We start from the raw sequence: 22,726 nt of genomic DNA, 5'->3' as shown, positions 1-22,726 counted from the left end.
GTCGATCTACTCGACCAGGGGGCGGGCAGGTCGATGCGCACACAGGTATGCCCGGGACTTCCCGGGTTGCCTGAAGGCCGCGTTCGTTCTGCCGTTCGGTGGTCCCCTGTCGGGACAACACCTCACAGTGTACTGCCTGACTCGCCCAGGAACGTGCATCCGGGGCCGCTAACAGGCCCTCAGATCGATTTTTTTGGGATCAGCCCGGTTCGATCGTGGCTTGGGGAGGAAAATCCGCTCACGGGGCGCATCGACTAGTAATGTGCGAACGAGTCTGCTAAGCCCGGCCTAGCCGTACGTGTCCCGCGGGCCCCTCCCCCGCACATGACGTTCGCCCTTACGCCACGACGGTCCCTTGGGCCCGCTGATGCGCAGGGACTTCACCACGCCGTCGCCGACGGCCGCCGCGATCTTCGCCAGGATCTGCGCCTGCACGTACCGCAGCTGCGTCGCCCACGCCGTGGACTCGGCCTGGACGTGAAGTACGTTGTCCCGCAACTCGATCGGCTTCGCATGCGCAGCGATGTCGGCACCGACGATGTTGTCCCACATCCCGAACAGGGTGCCCTCGCCGATCTTCTCCTGCCAGCCGCGGTCCTTCGCGAGACCGCCGACGAGGCGCCCGAAGGGCTGCGGATCCCGGGCATCGGGACCCGATCCCGACCATCGCTTCCGCGTCTGCGCACCCCGCGGTGTGCGACGCACCGGTGACGCGCGACCGCGTCCCACCGACTTCCCCGCCGCCCGCGCCGCGGCGCGCGCCTCCTCGAGAGCCTTCCGGGCGCGTTCGTATCCGCCGAGTTCGCCCGGTTCGATCGGTCGGTTCGACGGTTCTCCCACCGCGTCGGGGCGCGACAGGTGTGCTTCGTCACTCATCGGCGACCCCGCTCACCGGTTCCTCTACCTCACCGGACAGCAGGTCCGATTCATCTCCGACGACCATGGACCGACGACCGTCCGCGTCCTCGACGACGTCGACGAAGATCCGCCGGCCGCCGATCTCGCCCGGGATGTCGTCGGCGACGGCCGCGGTGATCAGCAACTGCTCGGCGCCGGCGGTGAACTCCACCAGTTTCTCCCGACGCTTGGCGTCGAGTTCGGCGAAGACGTCGTCGAGCATGATGACCGGTTCGATCCCCTCGGCGCGCGTGAGCTCGACGGATCCGAGCCGCAAAGCGAGCGCCAGCGACCATGATTCACCATGCGACGCAAAGCCTTTCGCGACGTCGGAGCCGAGGACGATGTCGATGTCGTCGCGGTGCGGACCGACCAGGCACATACCGCGCTCGATCTCCTTGTCGCGCAGCTCGCGCAGGCGAGCGGCCAGGATCTCGCTGATCGACTCGACCGTCGCCGTGTCGAATTCGACGCCGCCGGCGGGCCGGTATCGCAGGGTCGCGGGCCGGGAGTGCGGCGCGATCGACGCGTAGGACCGGGTGAAATGTGGTTCCAGTTCGGCGAGTACCTGCAGCCGCGCCGCGGTGACCTGACCGCCGAGGTCCGCGAGCTGACCGTCCCACACATCGAGCGTGCTGATCACCGACTCGGCCTGGTCGCCGCCACGTCGCAACGCGGCGGCCGCCGTCTTGAGCAACGCCGACCGCTGACGCAGTACCCGGTCGTAGTCGGCGCGGGCCGCCACCCATCGGGGACCGCGCTGGGCGACGAGTTCGTCGATGAAACGTCGGCGATCGCTGGGATCCCCCCGGACGAGCGAGAGATCCTCGGGAGCGAAGAGCACGGTCCGCAGGATCCCGAGGAGGTCACGGGGTCGCCGGGCGGGACTGCGGTTGATCGACGCCTTGTTGGCACCTTCGGCATTGATCCGCAGCTCCGCGGTCAGCTCCCGGCCCTCGTTCTCGACGGTGGCGGTGACCAGCGCCGACGCGGATCCGGAATGTACCAGCGGCGCATCGGAACTCACCCGGTGCGACCGCAGGGTCGCCAGATAGAACAGCGCCTCGAGCAGGTTGGTCTTGCCGAAGCCGTTCCGGCCGGTGAAGACCGTCGGGCCGGGCCGCAGATCGAGGTCGACGGCCTGCCACGAGCGGAAATCCCTCAGGTGCAGCTCACGAACGAACACGGTCGGTTGCGGTGATCGGCTGGGTGCGCGGCGCGGGTCAGCCCGGCAGGCGGACCGGCATCAGCAGGTAGCTGAACGCGCTCTCGGGGGCGACGAAGGCGCCGGACTCGTCTGCGACCGGATCCTCGCCGCTGGCCGGACGCAGGACCGCCGGACGGCTCGGGGTGGTGAACCCGAAGTCGACGCTGTCGGCGTTGATCGCCGAGAGGCCATCCTGCAGGTAGCCGGGGTTGAAGGCGATGGTCAGCGGCTCGCCGTGGAACGACACGGGCAGCTCTTCCTCGGCCTTGCCGGCCTCGTCGCCACCGGCGGTGAGGAGCACGGATCCCTCGGAGAACTCCATCCGGACCTGTGCACCGCGTTCGGCGACCAGCGCGACACGGCGGATCGCCTCGATCAGCGGGGCGCTGTCGATGGTGGCGACTGCGGTGTGGCTGGCCGGCAGCAGCTGGCGGAACTTCGGGAACTCCGCGTCGAGCAGGCGGGTGGTGGTCTTCTTGGTCTCGCCGAGGATGCCCAGGATGCCGTCGGATCCGATGGCGGCACCGCTGCCGAAGGCCAGCGAGACGACGCCGGTGCCCTCCGAGCCCGCGGTCTTGGCGCTCTCGGAAAGCGTCTTGGCCGGGACCAGGACCGCCCCCTTGGTGTCGGGGTCCGAAGGCTCCCACTGCAATTCGCGCACGGCCAGACGGAAACGGTCGGTGGCCGCGAGGACCACGGAGTTGCCCTCGATCTCCACGCGCACGCCGGTCAGCATCGGCAGGGTGTCGTCCTTGCCGGCCGCGACGGCAACCTGCGAGATCGCCTCGGCGAACAGCTGCGACGGGATCGTGCCCGTGATGGCCGGGACGTCGGGCAGCTGCGGGTAGTCCTCGACCGGCATCGTCGGCAGGGAGAACTTGGCGCTACCGCAGGTGATCGCGACGCGGGCGCCGTCGAGGGTCACGTCGACGGGCTTGTTGGGCAGGGCCTTGGTGATGTCGGCCAGGAGCCGACCGGAGACCAGCACCTGGCCGGGCTCGGCGACCTCGGCACCCAGGTTCTCCTGGGCCGATACCTCGTAGTCGAAGCCCGAGACGGTCAGACCGGTCTCGCCGACATTGAGCACCACACAGCCCAGAACCGGTACCGGCGGACGAGAGGGCAGGCTTCGAGCGACCCAGGCGACGGAATCGGCGAACTCGTCACGTGCGACACGGAACTTCATGCTGGGAGATTGCCCTTCTCTCTCGTGCGGATCGTCGGCATGCCGGAGCCGAAACGACGGCATGGTCGATCACGTCCCACATCCGGGAATCCCACTGTAGAACGCCGCCGCCCATACCGGGATGGTTGGGGCCAAGTCAGTCCATCCGGGAGGCCGGGCCCGCAGGGCCCGCGGATGGGTGTTTGTGCACAGTCCTTCTTACAAAAGATTTCTCTTTAGAGAGGGATCCATCTCAGTAATAGGAACTGTGGAATCTGTGGACAACTGTCACATCGGGCCAGTCGGACGGGGTGCGCGGGTGTGCATGACCGGTGGAGCGTCGTTGAGCCGAATCCCAAGAATTTGTGGACAAAACTTGTTGTTCGCGCGGCGTCCACCGTCGGTGCACAGGTCTTGCCCTGTTATCCCACGCCGATCCACAGCCTGCGGAGCCGAAAATTGTCATTCCAGAGGGCCGATCCGAGTGTGCGAGAACACAGAAGATCGACGTGTCAGTCTCGACCCCGGGAGCAGAGTTGTGGTTCGGGCGGGCCGGATCCGACGGGATGCGAAGCCGACCTCGTTCTCCGTTTCGGACGCCGCGACACCGCTCGCTCCCCTATCAGGGACGGCGTGACGCCTTCGACTGTTGCCTGTTTCGGGCGGCGTGACGCCTTCACTGTTGCTTGTTTCGGGCGGCGTGACGCCTTCACTGCTGCCTGAGGTGCGAGGAGCGCAAGCGACGAGCCACGAAGGCCTGGTGAGACGACGCCGCTGACGTCGGCCCCTCCGGGAGCACCCAGATCGGCCCCTGACACACGAAACGCGCCTCCCGTGCAAGGCACGAGAGGCGCGTGGAGAGCAGAGGAGTAAGGACTGTCAGCCCACCGCACGCTGCTTGATGCGGGCGGTCAGCTCCTGGACGTGGTCGTACACCTTGCGGCGTTCGGCCATCTCCTTGCGGATCTTGCGTTCGGCGTACATGACCGTGGTGTGGTCACGGTCGAATGTCTCACCGATCTTGGGCAGCGACAGGTCGGTCAGCTCACGGCACAGGTACATCGAGATCTGACGGGCCTGGGCGATGGATCGGGTCTTGCCGGGCCCGCGCAGCTCCTCGACCGAGATGTCGAAGTATTCGGCGGTGATCGCCAGGATGCTGGCGGCGCTGACCTCGAGGGTGCCCGAGTTGGGTAGCAGTGCCTGCAGCACGACGTCGGCGAGCGACTTGTCGAGCGCTGCGTCGTTGAGCGAGGCGAACGCCGTCACACGGATCAGCGCACCCTCTAGTTCGCGGATGTTGCGTTCGATCTTCGACGCGATCAGCTCGAGGACGTCGTCGGGCACCGCGATGTTGTCCATCTGCGCCTTCTTGCGCAGGATGGCGATGCGGGTTTCCAGATCGGGCGGCTGGACGTCGGTGATCAGACCCCACTCGAATCGTGTGCGGAGCCGATCTTCAAGGGTTGCAAGCTGTTTCGGCGGACGGTCGGACGAGATGACGATCTGCTTGCTCGCGTTGTGGAGGGTGTTGAAGGTGTGGAAGAACTCCTCCTGGATACCTTCTTTACCCACCAGGAACTGGATGTCGTCGACCAGCAGCACGTCGACGTCGCGGTAGCGGCGCTTGAACGCCACCCGCCGGTCGTCACGCAGCGAGTTGATGAAGTCGTTGGTGAATTCCTCGGTCGAGACGTACTTGACGCGCATCCCCGGGAACAGGCGCTGGGCGTAGTGGCCGGCCGCATGGAGCAGGTGGGTCTTGCCCAGTCCGGACTCTCCCCAGATGAAGAGCGGGTTGTATGCCCGTGCCGGAGCCTCGGACACCGCGACCGCGGAGGCATGCGCGAAACGGTTCGACGCGCCGATGACGAAAGTGTCAAAGGTGTACTTGGGGTTCAGGTTTGCGCCCGACGGCGAAGGCGTACTCGTCGGTCGCTCGGCGAAGTAGGAGGCCCAGTCGCCCGACGGTCGTCCGGTGTCGCCACCCGGCACGGCTCCGGCACCCGGGGTCGCGGGGAATCCGGCACCGATCGCCGCACCCGGGACCGCGGAGTAGTCGACCGGTGCCGCGCCGTTGACCAGGCGTGGTTCGGGCGCGGCCGGCTCCGGCACCGGTTCGTCGTTGCGGGGTGTCTGGATACGAACGCCGAGATCCACCGGCTCGTTGAGGTGACGGCTCAGGACCGAGCGGATCGTCTCGCGCAGATTGCGCTCGATCTGTTCCTGGACCAGAGCGGTCGGCACGGTGAGGAGGGCGAATCCCTCGGTGAGGGTGAGGGGTCGAACCAGTGACAGCCACGCCTTCTGCTGGCGGGTCAGTGGTTCGTGGTCGCGTGCGGCTTCGTCGTCGTTGAGTTCGGCGACGACCTGTTGCCACACCTCACCGAATGTGTCGCGGTCTGAAGTCACGGGGCTGGCCTCCTGACCCGGAAAACTACCAGCGTTGACGCGGGCCGGGGCACCCCACGTCATCGACCGCATCTCTCCACAGAGTTATCCACACCTGTGTACAACGGTGATGACGAACTTGGGACTTTGGTCGGTAACCTCGGATCCCGGCGACACTTCGTTGGTGTCCGGCAGGGGTTCGCGGCCGACGCTCTGACAGAACCTAACAGAGGTGTCGGCGGGCGACAAAGCGATCGGGACAATTGACTCGTTCGAACTGATTGTCGTCGTCCGCGTGCTTCAGAACACACCTGGTGAGAGACTGTTCTGCTGCCTCGACGACCGCGTTTGATTTGAGCGCGCGCTGTCAGTAGTCTCGACTGGTCATCCAGGTAGCGGATTTGCGCGGCGTTTTGTCATGTTCGCCGAGTTCATCACCGACAAGAGTTCGGCACCGTCCTGGATCAACGACCAACGACAACATGTGGGTCACGTGCGGGTAACCGGCGTGCTCACAGGGAGCACAAGGAGTCACCGTGGCCAAGGGCAAGCGTACTTTCCAGCCGAACAACCGTCGTCGTTCGCGCGTGCACGGCTTCCGTCTGCGTATGCGGACCCGCGCCGGCCGTGCGATCGTCAGCAGCCGTCGTACCAAGGGCCGCGCGAAGCTCACCGCCTGATCGTCGGCTACCCACCGGATCCTCCGGGTCCGGTCAGCTGATCGATGACTGCGTCTTCTCATCGGATCTCTCGTGGATCCGACTTCTCACGCACCCTGAAGTCCGGTGCGCGGGTGAATGCTCGTGACTTCGTCGTACACCTGGCACCGGTCGGCCCACAGTGGCCGGATCCGTCCGGGTTGCGACGCGACGTCGCCATGACAGGTGGACCCTGGCTCGGCCTCGTCGTCAGCAAGTCCGTGGGCAACGCCGTGGTCCGCCATGCCGTCGCACGACGGCTGCGGGCCGCGTTCGCGGCGACCCGGCATCTCTGTCCGGCCGTCGAGACATACGTGGTGATCCGCGCTCGGCGCGGTGCCGCGGACAGGACCAGTGAAGAACTGGCGGATCAACTGCGGGCGGCCTTCTCCAGCCGGCGGGTCGTCGAAATGGCGTCCACCGCAGGCACACCGATCGGGGCGGGTGTCGGTCGATGATCGACTCCGAGCTGGATGACCGTGGATCGGCCCCCTCCCCCACCCCGTCATCGTCGACTCCGGACACTCGGACCGACTCGCCCGCCGACGCGGACGATCAGCTCACCGTCATCGCCCGGATGCGCCGCGGAGCCCACCTGCTCCCCCGCCGCACGGTCATCTTCCTCATCGAGCTCTACCGCACCTGGGTATCGCCGCTGCGGCTGCCCACGTGTCGGTTCGAACCGACCTGCTCGGGTTATGCAGTCGAAGCCCTCTCTCGTCACGGCTTTCTGTACGGCTCCCTGCTGGCGACGGTCCGGCTCCTCAAATGCGGTCCGTGGCACAAACCCGGATACGACCCGGTCCCCGACAAAGGTCCCCGCGAACTGTGGAGCGATCTCTGCGGCCGGGTCCGTGACCTCTCCGGCGGGCCGCAGGCCCACGATGACCGGACCCATCAGCCACCATCCCGGCGGAACGATTCCACCTAGAGAACAACAAGTAAGGGGTACCTGACCCGTGCTCGACTTCATCTACTACCCGGTCTCCGGGATCATGTGGGTGTGGCATTGGCTCTTCAGCTACGTCACGCCCAGCAGTCCCGGTGGCGACGGCATCGCCTGGGCATTGTCCGTGGTGTTCCTCGTCTTCACCCTGCGCGCGATTCTCTACAAGCCCTTCGTGAAGCAGATCCGCACCACGAAGAAGATGCAGGAGATCAACCCGCAGCTTCAGGCGATCCGGAAGAAGTACGCCAAGGACCGGGTCAAGATGACCGAGGAGATGCAGAAGCTGCAGAAGGAGCACGGGTTCAACCCGATGCTCGGCTGCCTGCCGATGCTGCTGCAGATCCCGGTGTTCATCGGTCTGTTCCACGTGCTGCGTTCGTTCAACCGCATGGGTACCGGCATGGGACAGCTCGGCATGAGCGCCGCCGAGACCCGGGCGCAGGGCAACTACGTCTTCAGCGCCGATCAAGTGCAGAACTTCCTCGACGCCCGTCTGTTCGGTGTGCCCCTGTCGTCCTACCTCGTCGAGCCGGTCACCGAGTTCCAGGCATTCGTCGAGCCCGGCGCCCCCATCGATTTCACCCGTGTGCAGATCGGCTACGTCATCGTCCCGATGATGATCATCGCCTCGATCGCGACGCACATGAACTCGCGCGCATCGGTGCAGCGTCAGCCCGAGGCCGCTCTCGAGAACCCGCAGACCCGGATGATGAACAACCTCGCGCTGTACATCTTCCCGATCGGCATCCTGATCACCGGTCCGTTCTTCCCCGTCGCGATCCTCCTCTACTGGATGAGCAACAACATCTGGACCTACGGCCAGCAGCACCTGGTCTTCGGCAAGATCGCGAAGGAAGAGGAAGAGGCCAAGCGCCTCAAGCAGGAGAAGCTGAAGGCGAACGCCCCCAAGCCGGGTGCGCGTCCGGACCGCCAGAAGAAGCGCAATGCAGCTGCTGATGCCTCCGGGGACGCGGAGACGACGGCTGTGTCGATGACCAAGGCGGGTGCGGCTGACGACGCCGATACGACGTCCGACTCCTCCCCCAGCGAGACCACCGACTCCGCGCCGAGTGCGAAGCCGAAGCCGGGACAGAAGCCGACGCGCTCAGGCGCCGGCGCCGGTCCGGGTTCCAAGAAGCAACCCCCCAACCGGGGCGGAAAGTCCACCGCCAAGAGCGGTAAGAAACGCGGCAAGCGATGACCGCACAGACTTGTTCGAAGCACACAGTTAGGTGAATGAGATGACAGCAGAGACTGCAACTCAAACCGGAACCGAGACCGAGGCGCCGGACGACGCCAAGGCCACGACCGAAGCCCAGACCGACACCACCGAGTCCACCGGAGCGGACGCCGCTGCCGACACCGACGTCACCGATGAGTCCGCCGAGGACTTCGACGACGATCAGGACGATGACGAGGACGATGAGGATCGCCTCGTCGAAGAGGGGGAGATCGCGGGCGACTACCTCGAGCAGCTGCTCGATGTTCTCGACTTCGACGGCGACATCGATCTGGATGTCGACGGTGACCGTGCCGTCGTCAGCATCGACGGCGGTGACGACCTGACGAAGCTCGTCGGCCGCAAGGGTGAGGTTCTCGACGCCCTGCAGGAGCTGACCCGCCTCGCGGTCCAGCAGGCGACCGGCGAGCGTAGCCGGCTGATGCTCGACATCGCCCGGTGGCGTGCCGACCGTCGTGACCGCCTGGCCCGTCTCGGTCGCGAGGTCGCCGAGCGTGTGCTCAAGTCGGGCGAGCGTGAAGCGCTCGATCCGATGACCCCGTTCGAGCGCAAGATCGTTCACGATGCGGTCGCCGCCGTCGACGGTGTTGTCAGCGAGAGCGAGGGTGCCGAGCCCAAGCGTCGCGTGGTGGTCCTCCCCGAGTAGGACTCACCAGAACGAGAAGTTCCACTCAGGCCCCGACCGATGGTCGGGGCCTGAGTCGTTTCGGACTCCCCTATCCCATCGGCGCCCAGGTCCCTCGGCGCCGCCGGACGAAATCACAACGGTGTTGTTTCACGTGAAACCGGACGGGCTTGGATCCTCCATCCACTCGGAACGACTGTGTCGTCGATGCATGAGGAGCGCTCGCGACGGGGACGGTTTGAGGGATGCGGTCGACTGGCGCGCGTGGCAGTCAAGTGGTCGAACTGACCGTTTCGGGCCATTAAGGACCGCGAATTTCCACGACCTCGGGCATCGGTGCTGAATCGTCACGTGTCGATTCATCTCGACCCGGCTCCCTTGATGCCGGAGAGTGCTCAACGAGCCGGGCCGGATTTCGCGCGCAGTGCACGATGCCCGCACTGATGCCGTGGGAGCGTTACGCCGATGGCGGCGTCACCGGTTTCGAACCTCACTGGGCTCGTGGCGCCCGTTGCACGTCGCGAATGCCGAACCCCGCTCCCGTCCGTCGTGACCGCGGTCGGTTGTCCGATTGTTGTTCGCGGTTGACCGCAACCTCGTCAATCGCTGCGTCCCGCTGGGCACCGGTCTGAAGCGTCACGCTCGTCGGCAAGCTGGCACTCACGCGACCAGCTGGCAACGGGTTTGGCAGACGTCGCCCATCGTGTCGGACATCGACACTCTCCGCGACATCTGCACATGGCACCGGCGGGGTTCCACGTGAAACCGCGCCGGCGATGTTGTCCGTAGGCCTCGCGGCGATAGTCCGGTCGCCACTGTTCGGTTCTTCGGGCCACCGGGACGGACTTCGATCGAGGCAGGGTCTGCCGGGACCGTTGCGTCGCTTGCGACACGTCGGCTGTACTTGCCGATCTTCCGGAGTGCGTTCGCGTCTCGGCTCTCGGTGAGGTTTCCGGTGTGGCCCGGCTTCGAACCACTCGATGGGTGGCGCATCGTTCCGCCTCGACGGGTTGATCTGCGACGCTGTCCGTTCGTCGCAGGCGAAGCGGAACGGAACGCGCACGAAAGCACGGTGGGCGGCAACCACCCCCTCCCCCACCGGGTGATCCGAGGACGCCCAGAGGTGAACGGACCGGACCACGTGAGCAGTCGAGCTGGACCATGGCTGGGGCGAGTCGATGCGTCGCTGCGGTCCATCGAAATAGGGCAGGGTGGATGTCGGTAAGGCAGTCGGACCGACCGGTCAGGGGCACCCACCCCGATCGAGGGCGGCTTCTGCAATCACCCTGGGGAATGACATCAGTGTCGTTTCACGTGAAACATCCGCCATCGGGTGTCAGCATGTGGTCGGTCAGGAATACTCGGTTCCACGTGAAATCTCACGCATTCGGCGAAGCGCCCGACGATCCGGTCTGAGGTCGAACCAGGTTTGCCGGACCGTGTCGAGCTCACGATAGGACGAGGGTTCTCTCCGCAATGTCGACGTGGAGACCAGGTTGCTCGCTCCGCAATGATCATCGGTCTGAGCCGAGCTTGCCCAGCGCTTTCGACTCGAGCAATGCTCGACGCTCCCGTCGTTGGATCAGGTCATGATTGCCGAGCGGACGGCGACCGTCGCCGACAGGGTGTGCGCTCGCGGGCCTCATCGCGCTTGGCCGCGATGCTGAGTCACAGACTGTGAACGGAAACCGGGCGGATCCGGTCCCGGTCCAGGTTGCGCGTGTCCAGGTAGTCGCGTGAGTGCCAGCTCCGACGACTGTGTCGCATCAGATCTGCGCCCAGCGCGACGGAGCGATGGACGAGGTTGTCCGTAACGACCTCTGGGTGGCATCCCTGTGTAGCGGTAGAGGCTGATTGTCCAGAGCCGAGGCAGTCGCTGAAGTCGGTGGGGTGTCGCTGCTCCGCGCCGCTCCACGTCGTTGGGGTGCTCACGGATCAAACCGTGGGGTCAGCCGGGATGCGTGACTGTACGAAGACTGACAACTCCGCTCCCCTCTCTGATCGCTACCCCGGGACACGCGTGGGTGCGATGGCGGCGAGGTATGGCCGTCGTCCGACTAGCGACCGGCGCGCTACCCGCCCCGCGGGTGTCCCTATGTCTCTACAGTCGGTCCTTCCTGCGGACGGTCTGTTAGTCCGCGGCCCAACCAAGGACCAGCGCTCTCAGTAGCCCGCAGGGGCGCGTCCGCACAAGAATGACAAGGCTGTGGTTTCACGTGAAACGTGCCCTTGACTGTGATGTGCACCGACCGTCGGCCGCGCCAGGTTCCACGTGAAACACTGTCATAGGACCAACTAGAAACGGAGGCCAAGTGTCGTCAGACGCTCAACCCGATGACCATCCCGACCTTGACGCATTGCAGACCCCGCCGGCTTCGGCTGACGCGGTGTTCGGCGAGCGCAAGGAGTTGGCGAAGGGGTACTGGCGAATACTTGCTACCGATGGGATCGACCACGGTCTGATGGGACCCCGAGAGGTACCTCGTTTGTGGGATCGCCACATCCTCAATTGCGCGGTGATCGGGGAACTGATCCGGGAGGACGAGACGGTGTTCGACGTCGGTAGCGGTGCGGGTCTTCCAGGCCTGCCTCTCGCGATCGCGCGCCCGGATGTGTCGATCACTCTGATCGAACCGCTCCTCCGTCGCAGCACCTTTCTGGAGCGAGCGGTGGAGACTCTCGGTCTCGAGAACGTGCGGGTCGTTCGCGGCCGTGCGGAGGAGAAAGTGGTCCGGGCCGATGTCGGCCTCGCGGACGTGGTCACCTCGCGGGCCGTTGCACCGCTCGAGCGACTTTCCAAATGGTCCGCTCCCCTGGTTCGCGGGGGCGGTCGCATGATCGCTATCAAGGGATCCTCGGCAGCCGAAGAGATCGAGCGGGATCGCGCAGTGGTCGGACGGACCGGGATCAGCGACCTCCGCGTCGCCACCTGCGGGGCGGTTCTCGACACCCCGACGACGGTCGTCGTAGGGACGAAGGCGGAGCGCGCCGCCAAGAAGCAGCGACGGCGATGAGCACCGACTCGATCATTCGGGCCGATGCGGCGGATCCCGCCGATGGTGTCACACAGAGGGAGTTCTGAATTGGTATGGAGTCCGCGTAAGGCGCAGAATAGAAAGCGTTCTGGCAGCGCGTCTCAGCGTGCTGCCGTCGACGATTCTGCATCTGTTGGAGCCGGGGCGACGTCCGCCGGAGCCGACAACTCGAACGCCTACCAGGTAGGTCAAAGGAGTGCCCGCGTGGTCGATCAAGACCCGAACGTTTCACGTGAAACGCCAACCGCTGGAGCCCCGCCCGCCGCGGGCGAACCATACGCCGACACCCCGATCGCCATGGCCGCGGAGCGCGCGAGCCAGGTCCTGACCCCGGGCGGTGCCGGCCAACTCCCCCGCCCACAGCACACCCGGATCATGACGGTCGCGAACCAGAAGGGTGGCGTCGGTAAGACCACCACAGCGGTGAACCTTGCAGCCGGTCTCGCTGTCCGTGGACTGCGTGTGCTCGTCGTGGATCTCGACCCCCAGGGCAACGCGAGCACCGCCCTGGGCATCGATCATCGCGCCGAGGACATTGCTTCTGTCTACGAACTTCTCCTCGGCGAGGTGACCCTCAAGGAGGCCATCCAGGAGTCACCGAGCCAGCAAGGTCTCTTCTGCGTGCCGGCGACACTCGATCTGGCCGGTGCCGAGATCGAACTCGTCTCTCTGGTGGCGCGCGAGAACAGGCTTCGCAACGCGCTTTCCGACGAGGTGCTGGCCGAGTACCAGATCGACTACGTGTTCATCGACTGCCCACCGTCGCTCGGCCTGCTGACCGTCAACGCGATGGTCGCCGCCCGCGAAGTCCTCATTCCGATCCAGTGCGAGTACTACGCACTCGAGGGTGTTGGGCAGCTCCTGCGGAACATTGAGCTCGTCCAAGCGCACCTCAACCGTGGGCTGCACGTGTCGACGATCGTCCTCACGATGTACGACGGTCGGACCAAGCTGGCCGATCAGGTGGCCGAGGAAGTCCGTCGCCACTTCGGCGACAAGGTGCTCGGCACGATCATCCCCCGCAGCGTGAAGGTGTCCGAGGCACCCGGGTACGGAATGACGATCATCGAATACGATCCGGGTTCACGTGGAGCGATGAGTTACCTTGACGCGGCGCGCGAGCTCGCTCTCCGCGGTGCATCGGAAAACCCTCAGGCATGACGACACAGATCCGGTTCCGAGTGGAGGTAGAGGCATGAGTCAACGGGACACTGCGCAGCGTCGCGGCGGGCTGGGTCGTGGACTGGCCGCCCTAATCCCGACCGGTCCCACCGAGGATCAGTCGAATGCTCCGCGACTGGGCAACGCCGCTGCCGACGTCGTCATCGGCAAGGGCCCGTCGCCGGTGGTCGACGGCCAGCCCTCCTCCCCTGTCGATGCTTCGACGGTCGACGTACTGAGCCGCGAGGAGGCCGGCGCCGTCTATCGGGAGATCCCGCCCAAGCAGATCCAGCCGAACCCGAACCAGCCGCGAACGGTCTTCGACGACGAGCAGATGTCCGAGCTCGTCCACTCGATCCGCGAGTTCGGATTGATGCAACCGATCGTCGTTCGACGGCTGAAAGAGCCGACGGCTGACGGTGTGGCCTACCAGATCGTCATGGGTGAGCGACGCTGGCGAGCGAGCCAGGAGGTCGGCCTCGAGGCCATTCCGGCCATCGTCCGTGAGACCGCCGACGGCGACATGTTGCGCGACGCGCTGCTCGAGAACATCCACCGCGCACAACTGAATCCGTTGGAAGAGGCGGCCGCCTACCAACAGCTTCTCGAAGAGTTCGGTGTGACCCACGAGCAACTGGCTGCCAAGCTCGGCCGCTCACGTCCGCTCATCAGCAACATGATCCGGTTGCTGAAGCTACCGATTCCGGTGCAGCGTCGGGTCGCGGCGGGTGTCCTGTCGGCCGGTCATGCCCGTGCCCTCCTCTCCCTGGAGACAGGCAGCGACGCACAGGAGGCTCTCGCCGCGCGAATCGTCGCCGAGGGACTGTCTGTTCGTGCGACCGAGGAAGCTGTCACTCTCGCCAACCGCGGCGACGGACCCGAGGCGAAGCCAGCGGCTCCGAAGCGCAAGCCAATGCAGATGCCAGGACTCCAGGACCTTGCCGAGAGACTGTCCGACAGCCTGGACACCAGGGTTACAGTCAGTCTAGGAAAGCGGAAAGGGAAGATCGTCGTGGAATTCGGATCGGTTGACGACCTGGAACGCATCGTTCAGTTCATCGACCCGAACAAGTGAATTTCACCGCGGATTTCTCGGTACCAGCGGATGCGGAAGTAATGTCACTGTGACGATTGACGGATCAGGTAACGGCCTGGACTTCGGGATGGGTTGTAGCCCAACACTTTTCGTCGGATCCCGCCTGTGGCTCGGAGTTCGGTGACATGAGCGTGTCGATCGTGCGGCTGGAACTCGGATCTTTCGAGTCCCTCCCCCATCACACCCGCCGATGTGTCTTCTGGGAAGTCGAGCCGACCACCAACGGCCAGGCCTACGAGAGCGAGTTCGACAAGGAGGCCTGGATCTCCGGGCTGCTCCTCGAGTGGGGTGCGTGCGGACAGGTCGCCATCGACTCGACGACCAGTTCCGTCATCGGTACGGCGTTCTACGCACCGCCGAACAGGGTGCCCCGTTCGCAGCACTTCCCCACTTCCCCGGTCAGTCACGACGCCGTCCTACTCACCAGCATCCGCACCGAGCCGGGACATGAGGAAGTTGCGACGATCTTGCTCGACGCGGTCCTCGGTGATCTGATCCGGCGCGGTGTCCGGGCAGTGGAGGCCTTCGGACTCGTTCGAAACGGTGCCGGCGGTGCCGAGTTCGGCGGAACGATCGGTGGAACACCGGCCAGGTCCGCGGAGACGGGTGAGGCCGTCACGGGTGTAGGTCTCCCCGACCTCGACTTCTGGACGGATGAGGCGATCATCGAAGTCGCCCGGGAAATTCTCGAGGACTCACAGGCGGATCTGTGCACCTCGTGCATGATCGACGCGTCGTTCCTCAAGAACTCCGGATTCGACGTCGTCTCGTCGCATCAACGGTTCCCGCGTTTCCGTCTGGAGCTCGACGAAGGACTCGGCTGGAAGTTCGAAGTCGAGAGCGCACTGGAAAAGCTCGTGGTGATGGCCGAGATGGATCTCACCGGACGGCAGCGGACAGCTGTTCCGGTGGGATCGGGAGCGGGTTGCGTCAGTGCGAAGCGTTCTCTGCGGCCAGAAGGTCCGCGAAAGTGTAAGTGCCCGTAGGACGATCGTCCTGGTCGAGCAGGTACAGCCGCTTCACCGCGACCAGGATGGCGTCGGCGATGACGTTGCGCCAATCGGAACTGCCCAGCACCGCAGCATCATCCGGATTCGTGATGTAACCGACGTCGATGAGGGCAACCGGCATCCTGGTGAGCCGCAAGACATCCCAGGTGCGCTCGTGGGTTCGACAATCGGCAAGCGGTGTGCGAGCGGCGATCTCGCGCTGGATGAACCCGGCGAGATTGCGGCCGATCGTCGAGAAGGAGTTCTGGTTGTTGCCGAAGTAGAACGAGGCGACACCGTTTGCCTGTGCATTGCGGTAATGACCGCAACGCAGCGAGATCATCAGGTCGGCATCCATGAGGTTCGCGACCCGGGCACGTTCATTGTCCCCCGGTCGGCCGCGACCGTCGTGGGACAGGAAGGTCTGCATCCCGGCAGCGGCCATGCGGCCCTCGAGACGTGCACCCAGATCCCAGAGCAGATCGGATTCGCGCTCGGCGAGCTCGCCGGTGGACAGCGGATGCAACCCGCCCGAACCCGGATCGATGAGGATCCGCTTGCCCGACAGCTGCGGACCGGAGCGTCGAACCTGCTCCTCCTGGCGGATGGCATAGGGCGAACCACCGGTCACACGGGTGCCGAGACGCTCGAGAGAGCGGAGAGTAGCCGGGCCGCAGATGCCGTCAGAAGCCAGACCGTATTCACTCTGGTACAGACAGACCGCGTTGTGGGTGTTGAGCCCGAAGATGCCGTCGACGAGCGAGGTGTAGTAGCCGAGATTCTGGAGGCGGTGCTGCAGAGTCGCCACGTCATCGCCGACCATGGGCGCCGACAGCTGGTACGAGAGCACTCGGGCGCCGAGACGGTACGAGGCCTCTCGGAGAACCCGGTAGGTCGCGGGGCCGACGATGCCGTCGACGATCAGACCACGCTGCTGCTGGAACGCCCGAATTGCCCGGTCACAGGCCTCGTCGAAAACAGGATTCCCACCGTCGGGTAACAGACCCAGCCCGACCAGGATGGCGCGGATCTCGGCCACCGCCGAGCCGTGATCCCCAAGTCGGAACAATGGCATGTCGTCACCCCTCGATATCTGGCGGACCGCGTGACTGCGGTACCGGTCAGCATCAGCCTGCATTCTCTCAGCTGAAGTTCACTACACCAAACTGGAACAGCTCCAGTGGCGTGGTTGCCGGCTCGTGTCCCTCATGGTCGGGGACCCGGGCCGACACTACCAACGACGAGAGCCCGCGGGCCGACGACAACGTCGTTCACCCGTCGGACTCTCGTCGCGGATCAGAAGAAACAGCAGCTCAGGCCGACTGACCGATCACCGAATCGAGTTCACGGAGCAGAGCCGCCTTGCCCTTGGCCCCAACGATCGTCTTCACCGGCTGACCCTTGTCGAACAGGATCATCGTCGGGATCGACATGATCTGGAAGTCACGCGCGGTGGCCGGGCTCTCATCGACGTCGAGCTTGGCGACGGTGAGCTTGTCACCGTTGTCGCGGGCGATCTCCTCGAGAACCGGGGCGACCATGCGGCACGGGCCACACCAGGTGGCCCAGAAGTCGACCAGGACCGGCTTGTCGGCGCCGAGAACGGTGTCCTTGAAGGTGGTGTCGTTGACGACGACCGTGTTTGCACCCATGGTGATGTCCTCCTCAGATGGACTCAAAAGAATGAGATTGGGATTGGAAAGCTCAGGTCAGGCGGGCGCCTGAACAGCTTCGACCTCTGCGACCGACTCGGCGTCGACGGTGTGTGTGGGCGCCTCACCCTGTTCGGCGAGCCAGCGCTCCGCATCGATGGCCGCCGAGCAGCCGCTGCCGGCTGCGGTGATGGCCTGCCGGTAGGTGTGGTCGACCAGGTCGCCGCAGGCGAAGACGCCGGGCAGCGAGGTGTAGGTGGTGCGACCCTGAACGAGGACGTAACCCTCGTCGTCGAGGTCGACCTGCCCGCGGACCAGTTCGCTGCGCGGGTCGTGCCCGATCGCCACGAACATGCCGGTGACATCGAGGTTGCTGACCTCACCGTTGCGGGTGTCCTCGATCTCGAGGCCGCTCACCGACCCGTCGCCGGTGACGGAACGGACGGCGGCGTTGGTGACGAAGCGGATCTTGTCGTTGTTCCGGGCGCGCTCGAGCATGATCTTCGAGGCGCGGAACTCGTCGCGGCGGTGAACCAGCGTGACCGTGCGGGCGAACTTCGTGAGGAAGGTCGCTTCCTCCATCGCCGAGTCGCCACCGCCGATGACGGCGATGTCCTGGTCCTTGAAGAAGAATCCGTCGCAGGTCGCGCATGCGGAAACGCCGCGACCGAGGAGCTCCTGCTCTCCCTGGACGCCGAGGTATCGTGCTGCGGCGCCCATCGCAAGGATGACAGCGCGTGCGCGGAACACCTCACCGCCGACCTCGACCTCCTTGATGTCGCCCTCGAGGCGGACCGTGTCGACGTCCTCCATGCGCAGGTCGGCGCCGAATCGGATCGCCTGCTCGCGCATCTCGTCCATCAGGGCCGGGCCCTGGATGCCGGTTTGGAAGCCGGGGAAGTTCTCGACCTCGGTGGTCGTCATCAGCGCGCCACCGAACTGGGTGCCTTCGAAGACGATCGGCGCTAGCTCGGCGCGCGCGGCGTAGATCGCCGCGGTGTACCCGGCAGGACCAGATCCGATGATGATCACGTCGTGGATCTGCTGGGTCTCTGGCTGGCTCATCCGTCCTCCGTGCTGTGGGGTATGCGGAATCCCGGAGTTCTCGTCGGGATCACGGCTGCTTCAACACAAGGGTAAGCGCAGATGTTCCCGGTCAAGTCCATGCGTCCGGCGTGGTGACGCAGGTCTCGGCCCTGGTAGAGGTGATCAGGCGCCAATCGTCCCCCTGGCCAGGAACGCGGGATTGCCGGTGTCGCAGTCGAGACCGACGATCAGGGCGTCGAAGCGGCCGGCGATGCCGGTCGACAGCAGGATCGCGGCGGCGGGATCACCGTGGAAGATGATCCGCCCGGATCCGACGATGACGACAGTCGCAGGGACGAGATGAGCCGCGGTGCAGCGTCGGAGTGCGGCGACCGATTCGAACGGTGCGCCGTCGGTACGACCGAGGACCGCGAGGGCTGACGCGGACCCCGCCGGGTCCAGGGTCTGGGTCGATCCGGGTTGGGCCTGTATCGGTGATGGGGTGTCGTCGGACGAGGAGGACATCAGCCCGAGCACACCGATCGAGCCGAGGGCGACCAGCGCGATCGCCGCCGCGGCGAGCACCACCGGCAGGATCCTCGATCGGGGGGATCGATCGCGACGTGCGCCGAGATCCGCCGGGGCGTCCTCGGTGAGACCGGGTCGTACGGGGCCGGCAGGTGCAGCCGCGCCGGGCGCGGACGATCCCGCCAGCGCGGCCAGTGTGGCCTGGACGTCGGCGCGGACATGATCCGGAACCGTATGCGGGGCGGGGGCCGAAGTGCGAAGCTGACTCGTCGTCCGGTCCAGAGCTGTCAGGATCTCCTGCGCGGCAGCGTCATCGGCGATCTGCGCACGAATGTGGGCGGCAGCGCGCTCGGACAGCACTCCGGCGTGGAGATCGGCCAGCGTGTCCGCCGAGTACGGCGGATCGGGCAGATCGCCGGACTCGGTGTCATCAGGTCCCCGCGGGGTCATGGTGTCAGTCTTCCATTCCGAAGGTCGGGCGTCGGTGTCTCGGTGGTGGCATCTCGCTGGTCGTTGTCCGTTGTCGTCGAATACTTGGACGCACGACGCGCGGTTCCGGTTCCGCTCGTGCCGGATTGATCGGAAAGAGGTTGGCAGGCATAAGATTACGCGTCATCAGCAGTCCGGAGGTGGCCTAGGACCTGAGCAAGTTTGAGACGTCCGCGTGCGCAGCGACTCTTGATGGTCCCCTCGGCGACGCCGAGCAGGGCGGCGGCCTCGGCGATCGAGTAACCCTCGAGGTCGACGGCGACGATGGCCTGCCGCTGGCCCTCGGGAAGAGCATGCAGAGCCCGGCCGATGGAGACGGACAGATCCACCGCGGCGATGTCGTCGGTGGTGTCGGCGATCGACATCACGTCCCATTCGGGCAGCGGAACGGTCTTGCGGGAATTGTTGCGTCGGATCCGGTCGAGGCAGGCGTTGACGACGATCCGATGCAGCCAGCTGGTCACCTTCGCGTCGGAACGGAAATCCCCGGCGGTCCGGTGGGCGGCGAGTAGAGCGTCCTGTAGCCCGTCGGCGGCATCCTCCGGGCTCTGGCTCGTTCGGATGGCGACCGACCACAGATAGTCGAGGTGCCGGTTGACCAGATCGGTGAACGCGCCCGGATCGCCGGCGACGTGAGCGCGTAACAACTGCTCATCGGTGCGCAGGTCAACTGCGTCGTTCCCCCCGGCCATGCGCTGAGAGTAATGGAGAAGCCTCGAACCGACCCGGTGACGACGCGGTTGTCTACAGGAGTGATCGTGCTGTGGACAGCCGGTTTGGTGGGTGTACTCACGCCTCCAGACGGGCTCGGACCGCGGCCATTCGCTGCGCGAGCTGGCGTTCGTCGATCACCCCGCGATCGAGCAGAGTGTGGGCCAGGGCGACGAGCTGATTCTCCGGATAGGGGAGATCGGCGTAGGTGGTCGCCGCCAACCGGTCCTCCTCGTCCCGGCGCTCCACGACCCCGGGTGCCGCGCAACCGCTGTCGGCGGCCCGGTCGAGCGCGTCGCAGAGGCCGTCGAGGCTGGTCTTCCACGGTGGGACGAGGTTGGCGACCCCGTACTTGGCGGCCATCCGCGGCCACACCTGGTCACGCTCGACGACCTCGGCGAGCGGCGGGTAGACATCTCCGGTCTCGGGTTGCATCGACATCGTCACTCTCCTGCCGGGTGGACGGCCGGTCGAACGGTCGTGACCGCGTTGGTGGTCACCCCGGGCTTGGGAAGAGCCACACCGATCAGGCAGTCGCGGGTCAGGATCTCGGCCAGCTGCTCTTGTGTCCAGTCCTCTGTCCCGGCCGGGCGTTGCGGCATCACCATGAACCGGTGTTTCTGATTGGAGTCCTGGACACGGACCGACACACCGTCCGGAAGCTGGAGACCGAACTCCGACAACACCTGTCGCGGCCAGCGCACCATGCGGCGCCGATAGTTCGGCGTGCGATACCACTCGGGCGAATTACCGAGGATCGGGCGCGGATAACACGAACACAACGCGCACACGATCACGTGATGAACCGACGGGGTGTCCTCGAGGATCGAGAAAGCGGTGAAATCACTGGGCGTTCCGAAGCCGGTGGGCTCGAGCCAGTCGACCCCGACCTCCTTGCTCGCGGTCATCGGTTCGGCGAGGGCGAGCTCTCTGAAGTCCGGTTCCAGCCAGGCGCGCGCGACCAGGGTCGCGGCCGGCGTCGGACCGATCTGTTCGGCGAACTCGGTGAATCTACGATGCTCCTCCGCGGTGAAAAGCCCTTTCTCTATGCATAATTCACGCAGGGCGATCTCGAGCACCTCGAAATCGGTGACCTCCTCGACCATCGGCGCGACCGTCCGCGCATGGTCGTGATCGTGATCGTGGCCGTGCGCACCGGTGGCGTCGCCCATGGTCTAGTTCTCCTCTCGACCGGCCGGCGCCAGCCACCTCTCCGGGATCTCGGTTCGCAAGGTGTCGTCGGCGGTGCCGGTGTATCCGTGCCACAGGTCGCTCATCTGGAACTCGACGACGTAGAACCACTCGGCCTGGGCGTCGGACAGGCCCCAGGTCTCGTCTTCGGGTACGGGACTCTCGTAGGCGACGGCAGAGATCGAGCCGGTTGCACCGCGCACGTATTCCGGTGTCCGCGTGTAGAAGACGACGGGAAGCTCTCGCACGACGACGGGATCGCCGACGGCGAACCGGGCCTCACCGGCCTTCCCCGCGTAGACCTGCGGATCCCCCACCCCGACCGCGTGCCGGTGGTGGGTGTTGCGGGCGACGTCGGAACCGTCACCGACGCTGCGGGGTTGCGCTTCGAGCTTCTTGCCGGCCAGTCCCCCGGCGTACCGCTGCTGAACTTCGAGCATGCGCTCGGAGAGCTCACCGAGACCGATGTGGTGTTTCTCGACCAGAACTCGCGCGACCGCGAGTAACCATCGCCCGTAGTACGGCAGTCCGAGGTACTCCGCGCGGCCGACATCGACATTGCCGATCCGCCGGCGTTCCTCGGAGAGCCAGATCCCGCGCCAGGCCAGCACTTCACACATGACGTATGTCATGTGTTCCCACAGCTCGTACGCCTTTCCCTCGTAGAAGATCGGGGCGTCGGGTTCACCGCCGACGTCGTGCACCGGTTTCAGGTAGGCGGTGATCCGCGCGTGATCGAGGAGATCGGGAGTGGGCGCGTCCGGAAGCTCCGGGTACGAAGATTTCAGGCGCGCAACAAGATCCAGCTGTCTGGCACGTTCTTCTGCTGTACTCATCCGTCGCCTCCCGGGAGTAGCGGCCCCGCGGCTCTGAAGCAGAATGTTCCGAAATCTACTCGCGTAGCACCACTTATGGTGGTGTTTTGACGGAGTCGACGGCCGTGAGGCGTCAGTTCAGCAGTCGACCGTGCGCGGCGACGAACAGTTCCACGCACACGTCGAGGACGTCTTCGAGAGGTTCGCGGGGAATGTCGGAGTCGGCTTCCCCGGCGACATACCAGTCGACCATCAACTGGGTGACGGCTCCGACGAGACCGACCGAGGCGAGCCGCTGACGGGTCGTGGGCGGACGGCTTCCCCGTGCCAGCATCAGGATGAGGTCGGCCCATCCGTGTATCGCGTGCATCCGGACGCGCTCGATCTCCGGTGAGACACCGACGACCTCGACCAGCATGACCCGCGCCCGACGTGCGTCGTCGGCCAGTGCCGACATGAAGGCCTGCAGTATTGCGCGCGCCGCGTCGGAAATGGCCTCTGCGGGAATGCCTTCCGACGCATCGATGACCCCGGTCTCGTCGATCGCGGCGTCGAGGAAGCTGCTCGCGGCGGCGATCGTCGAGGTGCGGGCGAAGTCGACGCAGTCGTCGTAGACCGCGACGAGGAGGTCGGCGCGGTCGCTGAAGGATTCGTAGAAGTAGCGCTGGGTGAGCCCGGCCTGGTCGCAGACGCTCTTCACCGAGGCCTTCGCGTAACCGTCGGTACCGAAGACGTCGAGTCCGGCGCTGATCAGGGCGCTACGGCGCCGAGCCTGACGTTCGGTCGGGTCCGCTCCCCCATAGCGCCGACCGCCGGCTCGGGTGGCGGGGTCTCCCGCGGTGGCGGACGTGGGCACGGAAC

At 65.6% G+C, this 22,726-nt stretch carries 22 protein-coding genes; 9 read left to right on the top strand and 13 right to left on the bottom strand.

Annotated features, from left to right (window positions below; all coding sequences use genetic code 11):
- Positions 1-288: 288 nt before the first annotated feature.
- From OK17_RS19525 to dnaA, 4 genes are all read right to left on the bottom strand, one after another.
- Complete coding sequence (locus OK17_RS19525; RefSeq protein WP_461418446.1) at positions 289-876, bottom strand: DUF721 family protein; 588 nt, start codon at positions 874-876, stop codon at positions 289-291.
- Entirely contained in the window at positions 869-2,083 is a 1,215-nt protein-coding gene (recF, locus tag OK17_RS19520; RefSeq protein ID WP_461418445.1) for a DNA replication/repair protein RecF, read from the bottom strand. Before recF ends, OK17_RS19525 begins: the two co-directional genes overlap by 8 nt.
- Before the next feature lie 37 nt (positions 2,084-2,120).
- Positions 2,121-3,290, bottom strand: coding sequence for a DNA polymerase III subunit beta (gene dnaN / locus OK17_RS19515; RefSeq protein ID WP_232718410.1), 1,170 nt, complete (start codon positions 3,288-3,290; stop codon positions 2,121-2,123).
- 858 nt (positions 3,291-4,148) lie between these two features.
- On the bottom strand, positions 4,149-5,681 hold the full coding sequence (gene dnaA / locus OK17_RS19510) for a chromosomal replication initiator protein DnaA (protein WP_232718409.1): 1,533 nt from the start codon (positions 5,679-5,681) through the stop codon (positions 4,149-4,151).
- A 515-nt stretch (positions 5,682-6,196) separates the two neighbouring features.
- On the opposite strand from dnaA, the gene rpmH reads away from it, so the two are divergent.
- The 9 genes from rpmH (at position 6,197) to OK17_RS19465 (ending at position 15,450) form a co-directional block, all read left to right on the top strand.
- A complete protein-coding gene (rpmH, locus tag OK17_RS19505) occupies positions 6,197-6,340 on the top strand; it encodes a 50S ribosomal protein L34 (RefSeq protein WP_006437507.1) in 144 nt (47 codons plus the stop codon).
- 44 nt (positions 6,341-6,384) lie between these two features.
- A complete protein-coding gene (gene rnpA / locus OK17_RS19500) occupies positions 6,385-6,816 on the top strand; it encodes a ribonuclease P protein component (protein WP_232718408.1) in 432 nt (143 codons plus the stop codon).
- Complete coding sequence (yidD, locus tag OK17_RS19495; protein WP_461418444.1) at positions 6,813-7,289, top strand: membrane protein insertion efficiency factor YidD; 477 nt, start codon at positions 6,813-6,815, stop codon at positions 7,287-7,289. The genes rnpA and yidD overlap by 4 nt, the downstream gene beginning before the upstream one ends.
- A 28-nt stretch (positions 7,290-7,317) precedes the next feature.
- Positions 7,318-8,508, top strand: a complete 1,191-nt coding sequence (gene yidC / locus OK17_RS19490; protein ID WP_232718406.1) for a membrane protein insertase YidC — start codon at positions 7,318-7,320, stop codon at positions 8,506-8,508.
- 40 nt (positions 8,509-8,548) lie between these two features.
- Positions 8,549-9,193, top strand: coding sequence for a Jag family protein (locus tag OK17_RS19485; RefSeq protein WP_232718405.1), 645 nt, complete (start codon positions 8,549-8,551; stop codon positions 9,191-9,193).
- Positions 9,194-11,484: 2,291 nt separating this feature from the next.
- Positions 11,485-12,186, top strand: a complete 702-nt coding sequence (rsmG, locus tag OK17_RS19480; protein ID WP_232718404.1) for a 16S rRNA (guanine(527)-N(7))-methyltransferase RsmG — start codon at positions 11,485-11,487, stop codon at positions 12,184-12,186.
- Between the two features lie 225 nt (positions 12,187-12,411).
- Positions 12,412-13,368, top strand: a complete 957-nt coding sequence (locus OK17_RS19475) for a ParA family protein (RefSeq protein WP_308196004.1) — start codon at positions 12,412-12,414, stop codon at positions 13,366-13,368.
- A gap of 34 nt (positions 13,369-13,402) precedes the next feature.
- On the top strand, positions 13,403-14,443 hold the full coding sequence (locus tag OK17_RS19470; protein ID WP_232718402.1) for a ParB/RepB/Spo0J family partition protein: 1,041 nt from the start codon (positions 13,403-13,405) through the stop codon (positions 14,441-14,443).
- A gap of 146 nt (positions 14,444-14,589) precedes the next feature.
- Positions 14,590-15,450 carry a hypothetical protein gene (locus OK17_RS19465; protein WP_232718401.1) on the top strand — a complete coding sequence of 287 codons (861 nt, stop codon included), beginning with the start codon at positions 14,590-14,592 and terminating at the stop codon, positions 15,448-15,450.
- Here OK17_RS19465 and OK17_RS19460 read toward each other — a convergent pair.
- The 9 genes from OK17_RS19460 to OK17_RS19420 all read right to left on the bottom strand — a co-directional run bounded on the left by OK17_RS19460 (position 15,395) and on the right by OK17_RS19420 (position 22,721).
- Complete coding sequence (locus OK17_RS19460) at positions 15,395-16,528, bottom strand: N-acetylmuramoyl-L-alanine amidase (protein ID WP_232718400.1); 1,134 nt, start codon at positions 16,526-16,528, stop codon at positions 15,395-15,397. The genes OK17_RS19465 and OK17_RS19460 overlap by 56 nt on opposite strands.
- 238 nt (positions 16,529-16,766) lie before the next feature.
- A complete protein-coding gene (trxA, locus tag OK17_RS19455; protein WP_232718399.1) occupies positions 16,767-17,105 on the bottom strand; it encodes a thioredoxin in 339 nt (112 codons plus the stop codon).
- 57 nt (positions 17,106-17,162) lie between these two features.
- Positions 17,163-18,170 (bottom strand): thioredoxin-disulfide reductase, encoded by a 1,008-nt coding sequence (gene trxB / locus OK17_RS19450; protein ID WP_232718398.1) that lies wholly within the window; start codon positions 18,168-18,170, stop codon positions 17,163-17,165.
- A 144-nt stretch (positions 18,171-18,314) separates the two neighbouring features.
- Positions 18,315-19,109: a hypothetical protein gene (locus OK17_RS19445; protein ID WP_461418443.1), complete on the bottom strand. Its 795-nt coding sequence runs from the start codon at positions 19,107-19,109 to the stop codon at positions 18,315-18,317.
- Positions 19,110-19,264: 155 nt separating this feature from the next.
- Positions 19,265-19,840, bottom strand: a complete 576-nt coding sequence (gene sigM, locus OK17_RS19440) for an RNA polymerase sigma factor SigM (RefSeq protein ID WP_232718396.1) — start codon at positions 19,838-19,840, stop codon at positions 19,265-19,267.
- Between the two features lie 97 nt (positions 19,841-19,937).
- A complete protein-coding gene (locus OK17_RS19435; RefSeq protein ID WP_232718395.1) occupies positions 19,938-20,300 on the bottom strand; it encodes a thiocyanate hydrolase in 363 nt (120 codons plus the stop codon).
- A 2-nt stretch (positions 20,301-20,302) separates the two neighbouring features.
- Complete coding sequence (gene scnC, locus OK17_RS19430) at positions 20,303-21,031, bottom strand: thiocyanate hydrolase subunit gamma (protein ID WP_232718394.1); 729 nt, start codon at positions 21,029-21,031, stop codon at positions 20,303-20,305.
- 3 nt (positions 21,032-21,034) lie between these two features.
- Entirely contained in the window at positions 21,035-21,886 is an 852-nt protein-coding gene (locus OK17_RS19425) for an SH3-like domain-containing protein (protein ID WP_232718393.1), read from the bottom strand.
- Positions 21,887-21,998: 112 nt separating this feature from the next.
- Positions 21,999-22,721, bottom strand: coding sequence for a TetR/AcrR family transcriptional regulator (locus OK17_RS19420; RefSeq protein WP_461418442.1), 723 nt, complete (start codon positions 22,719-22,721; stop codon positions 21,999-22,001).
- Positions 22,722-22,726: the final 5 nt, after the last annotated feature.

It is taken from the genome of Gordonia sp. GN26 (assembly GCF_054823965.1).
Note: the sequence above shows the minus strand (reverse complement) of the source record. Positions and strands in the feature narration are given on the sequence as shown.

Bases quoted from the DNA above. Each gene is read 5' to 3' on its own strand.
- OK17_RS19525 (WP_461418446.1), bottom strand. From the start codon at position 876: ATGAGTGACGAAGCACACCTGTCGCGCCCCGACGCGGTGGGAGAACCG.
- dnaN (WP_232718410.1), bottom strand. From the start codon at position 3,290: ATGAAGTTCCGTGTCGCACGTGACGAGTTCGCCGATTCCGTCGCCTGG.
- rnpA (WP_232718408.1), top strand. From the start codon at position 6,385: ATGACTGCGTCTTCTCATCGGATCTCTCGTGGATCCGACTTCTCACGC.
- yidD (WP_461418444.1), top strand. From the start codon at position 6,813: ATGATCGACTCCGAGCTGGATGACCGTGGATCGGCCCCCTCCCCCACC.
- OK17_RS19485 (WP_232718405.1), top strand. From the start codon at position 8,549: ATGACAGCAGAGACTGCAACTCAAACCGGAACCGAGACCGAGGCGCCG.
- OK17_RS19470 (WP_232718402.1), top strand. From the start codon at position 13,403: ATGAGTCAACGGGACACTGCGCAGCGTCGCGGCGGGCTGGGTCGTGGA.
- OK17_RS19465 (WP_232718401.1), top strand. From the start codon at position 14,590: ATGAGCGTGTCGATCGTGCGGCTGGAACTCGGATCTTTCGAGTCCCTC.
- OK17_RS19460 (WP_232718400.1), bottom strand. From the start codon at position 16,528: ATGCCATTGTTCCGACTTGGGGATCACGGCTCGGCGGTGGCCGAGATC.
- trxA (WP_232718399.1), bottom strand. From the start codon at position 17,105: ATGGGTGCAAACACGGTCGTCGTCAACGACACCACCTTCAAGGACACC.
- trxB (WP_232718398.1), bottom strand. From the start codon at position 18,170: ATGAGCCAGCCAGAGACCCAGCAGATCCACGACGTGATCATCATCGGA.
- OK17_RS19445 (WP_461418443.1), bottom strand. From the start codon at position 19,109: ATGACCCCGCGGGGACCTGATGACACCGAGTCCGGCGATCTGCCCGAT.
- sigM (WP_232718396.1), bottom strand. From the start codon at position 19,840: ATGGCCGGGGGGAACGACGCAGTTGACCTGCGCACCGATGAGCAGTTG.
- OK17_RS19435 (WP_232718395.1), bottom strand. From the start codon at position 20,300: ATGTCGATGCAACCCGAGACCGGAGATGTCTACCCGCCGCTCGCCGAG.
- scnC (WP_232718394.1), bottom strand. From the start codon at position 21,031: ATGGGCGACGCCACCGGTGCGCACGGCCACGATCACGATCACGACCAT.
- OK17_RS19425 (WP_232718393.1), bottom strand. From the start codon at position 21,886: ATGAGTACAGCAGAAGAACGTGCCAGACAGCTGGATCTTGTTGCGCGC.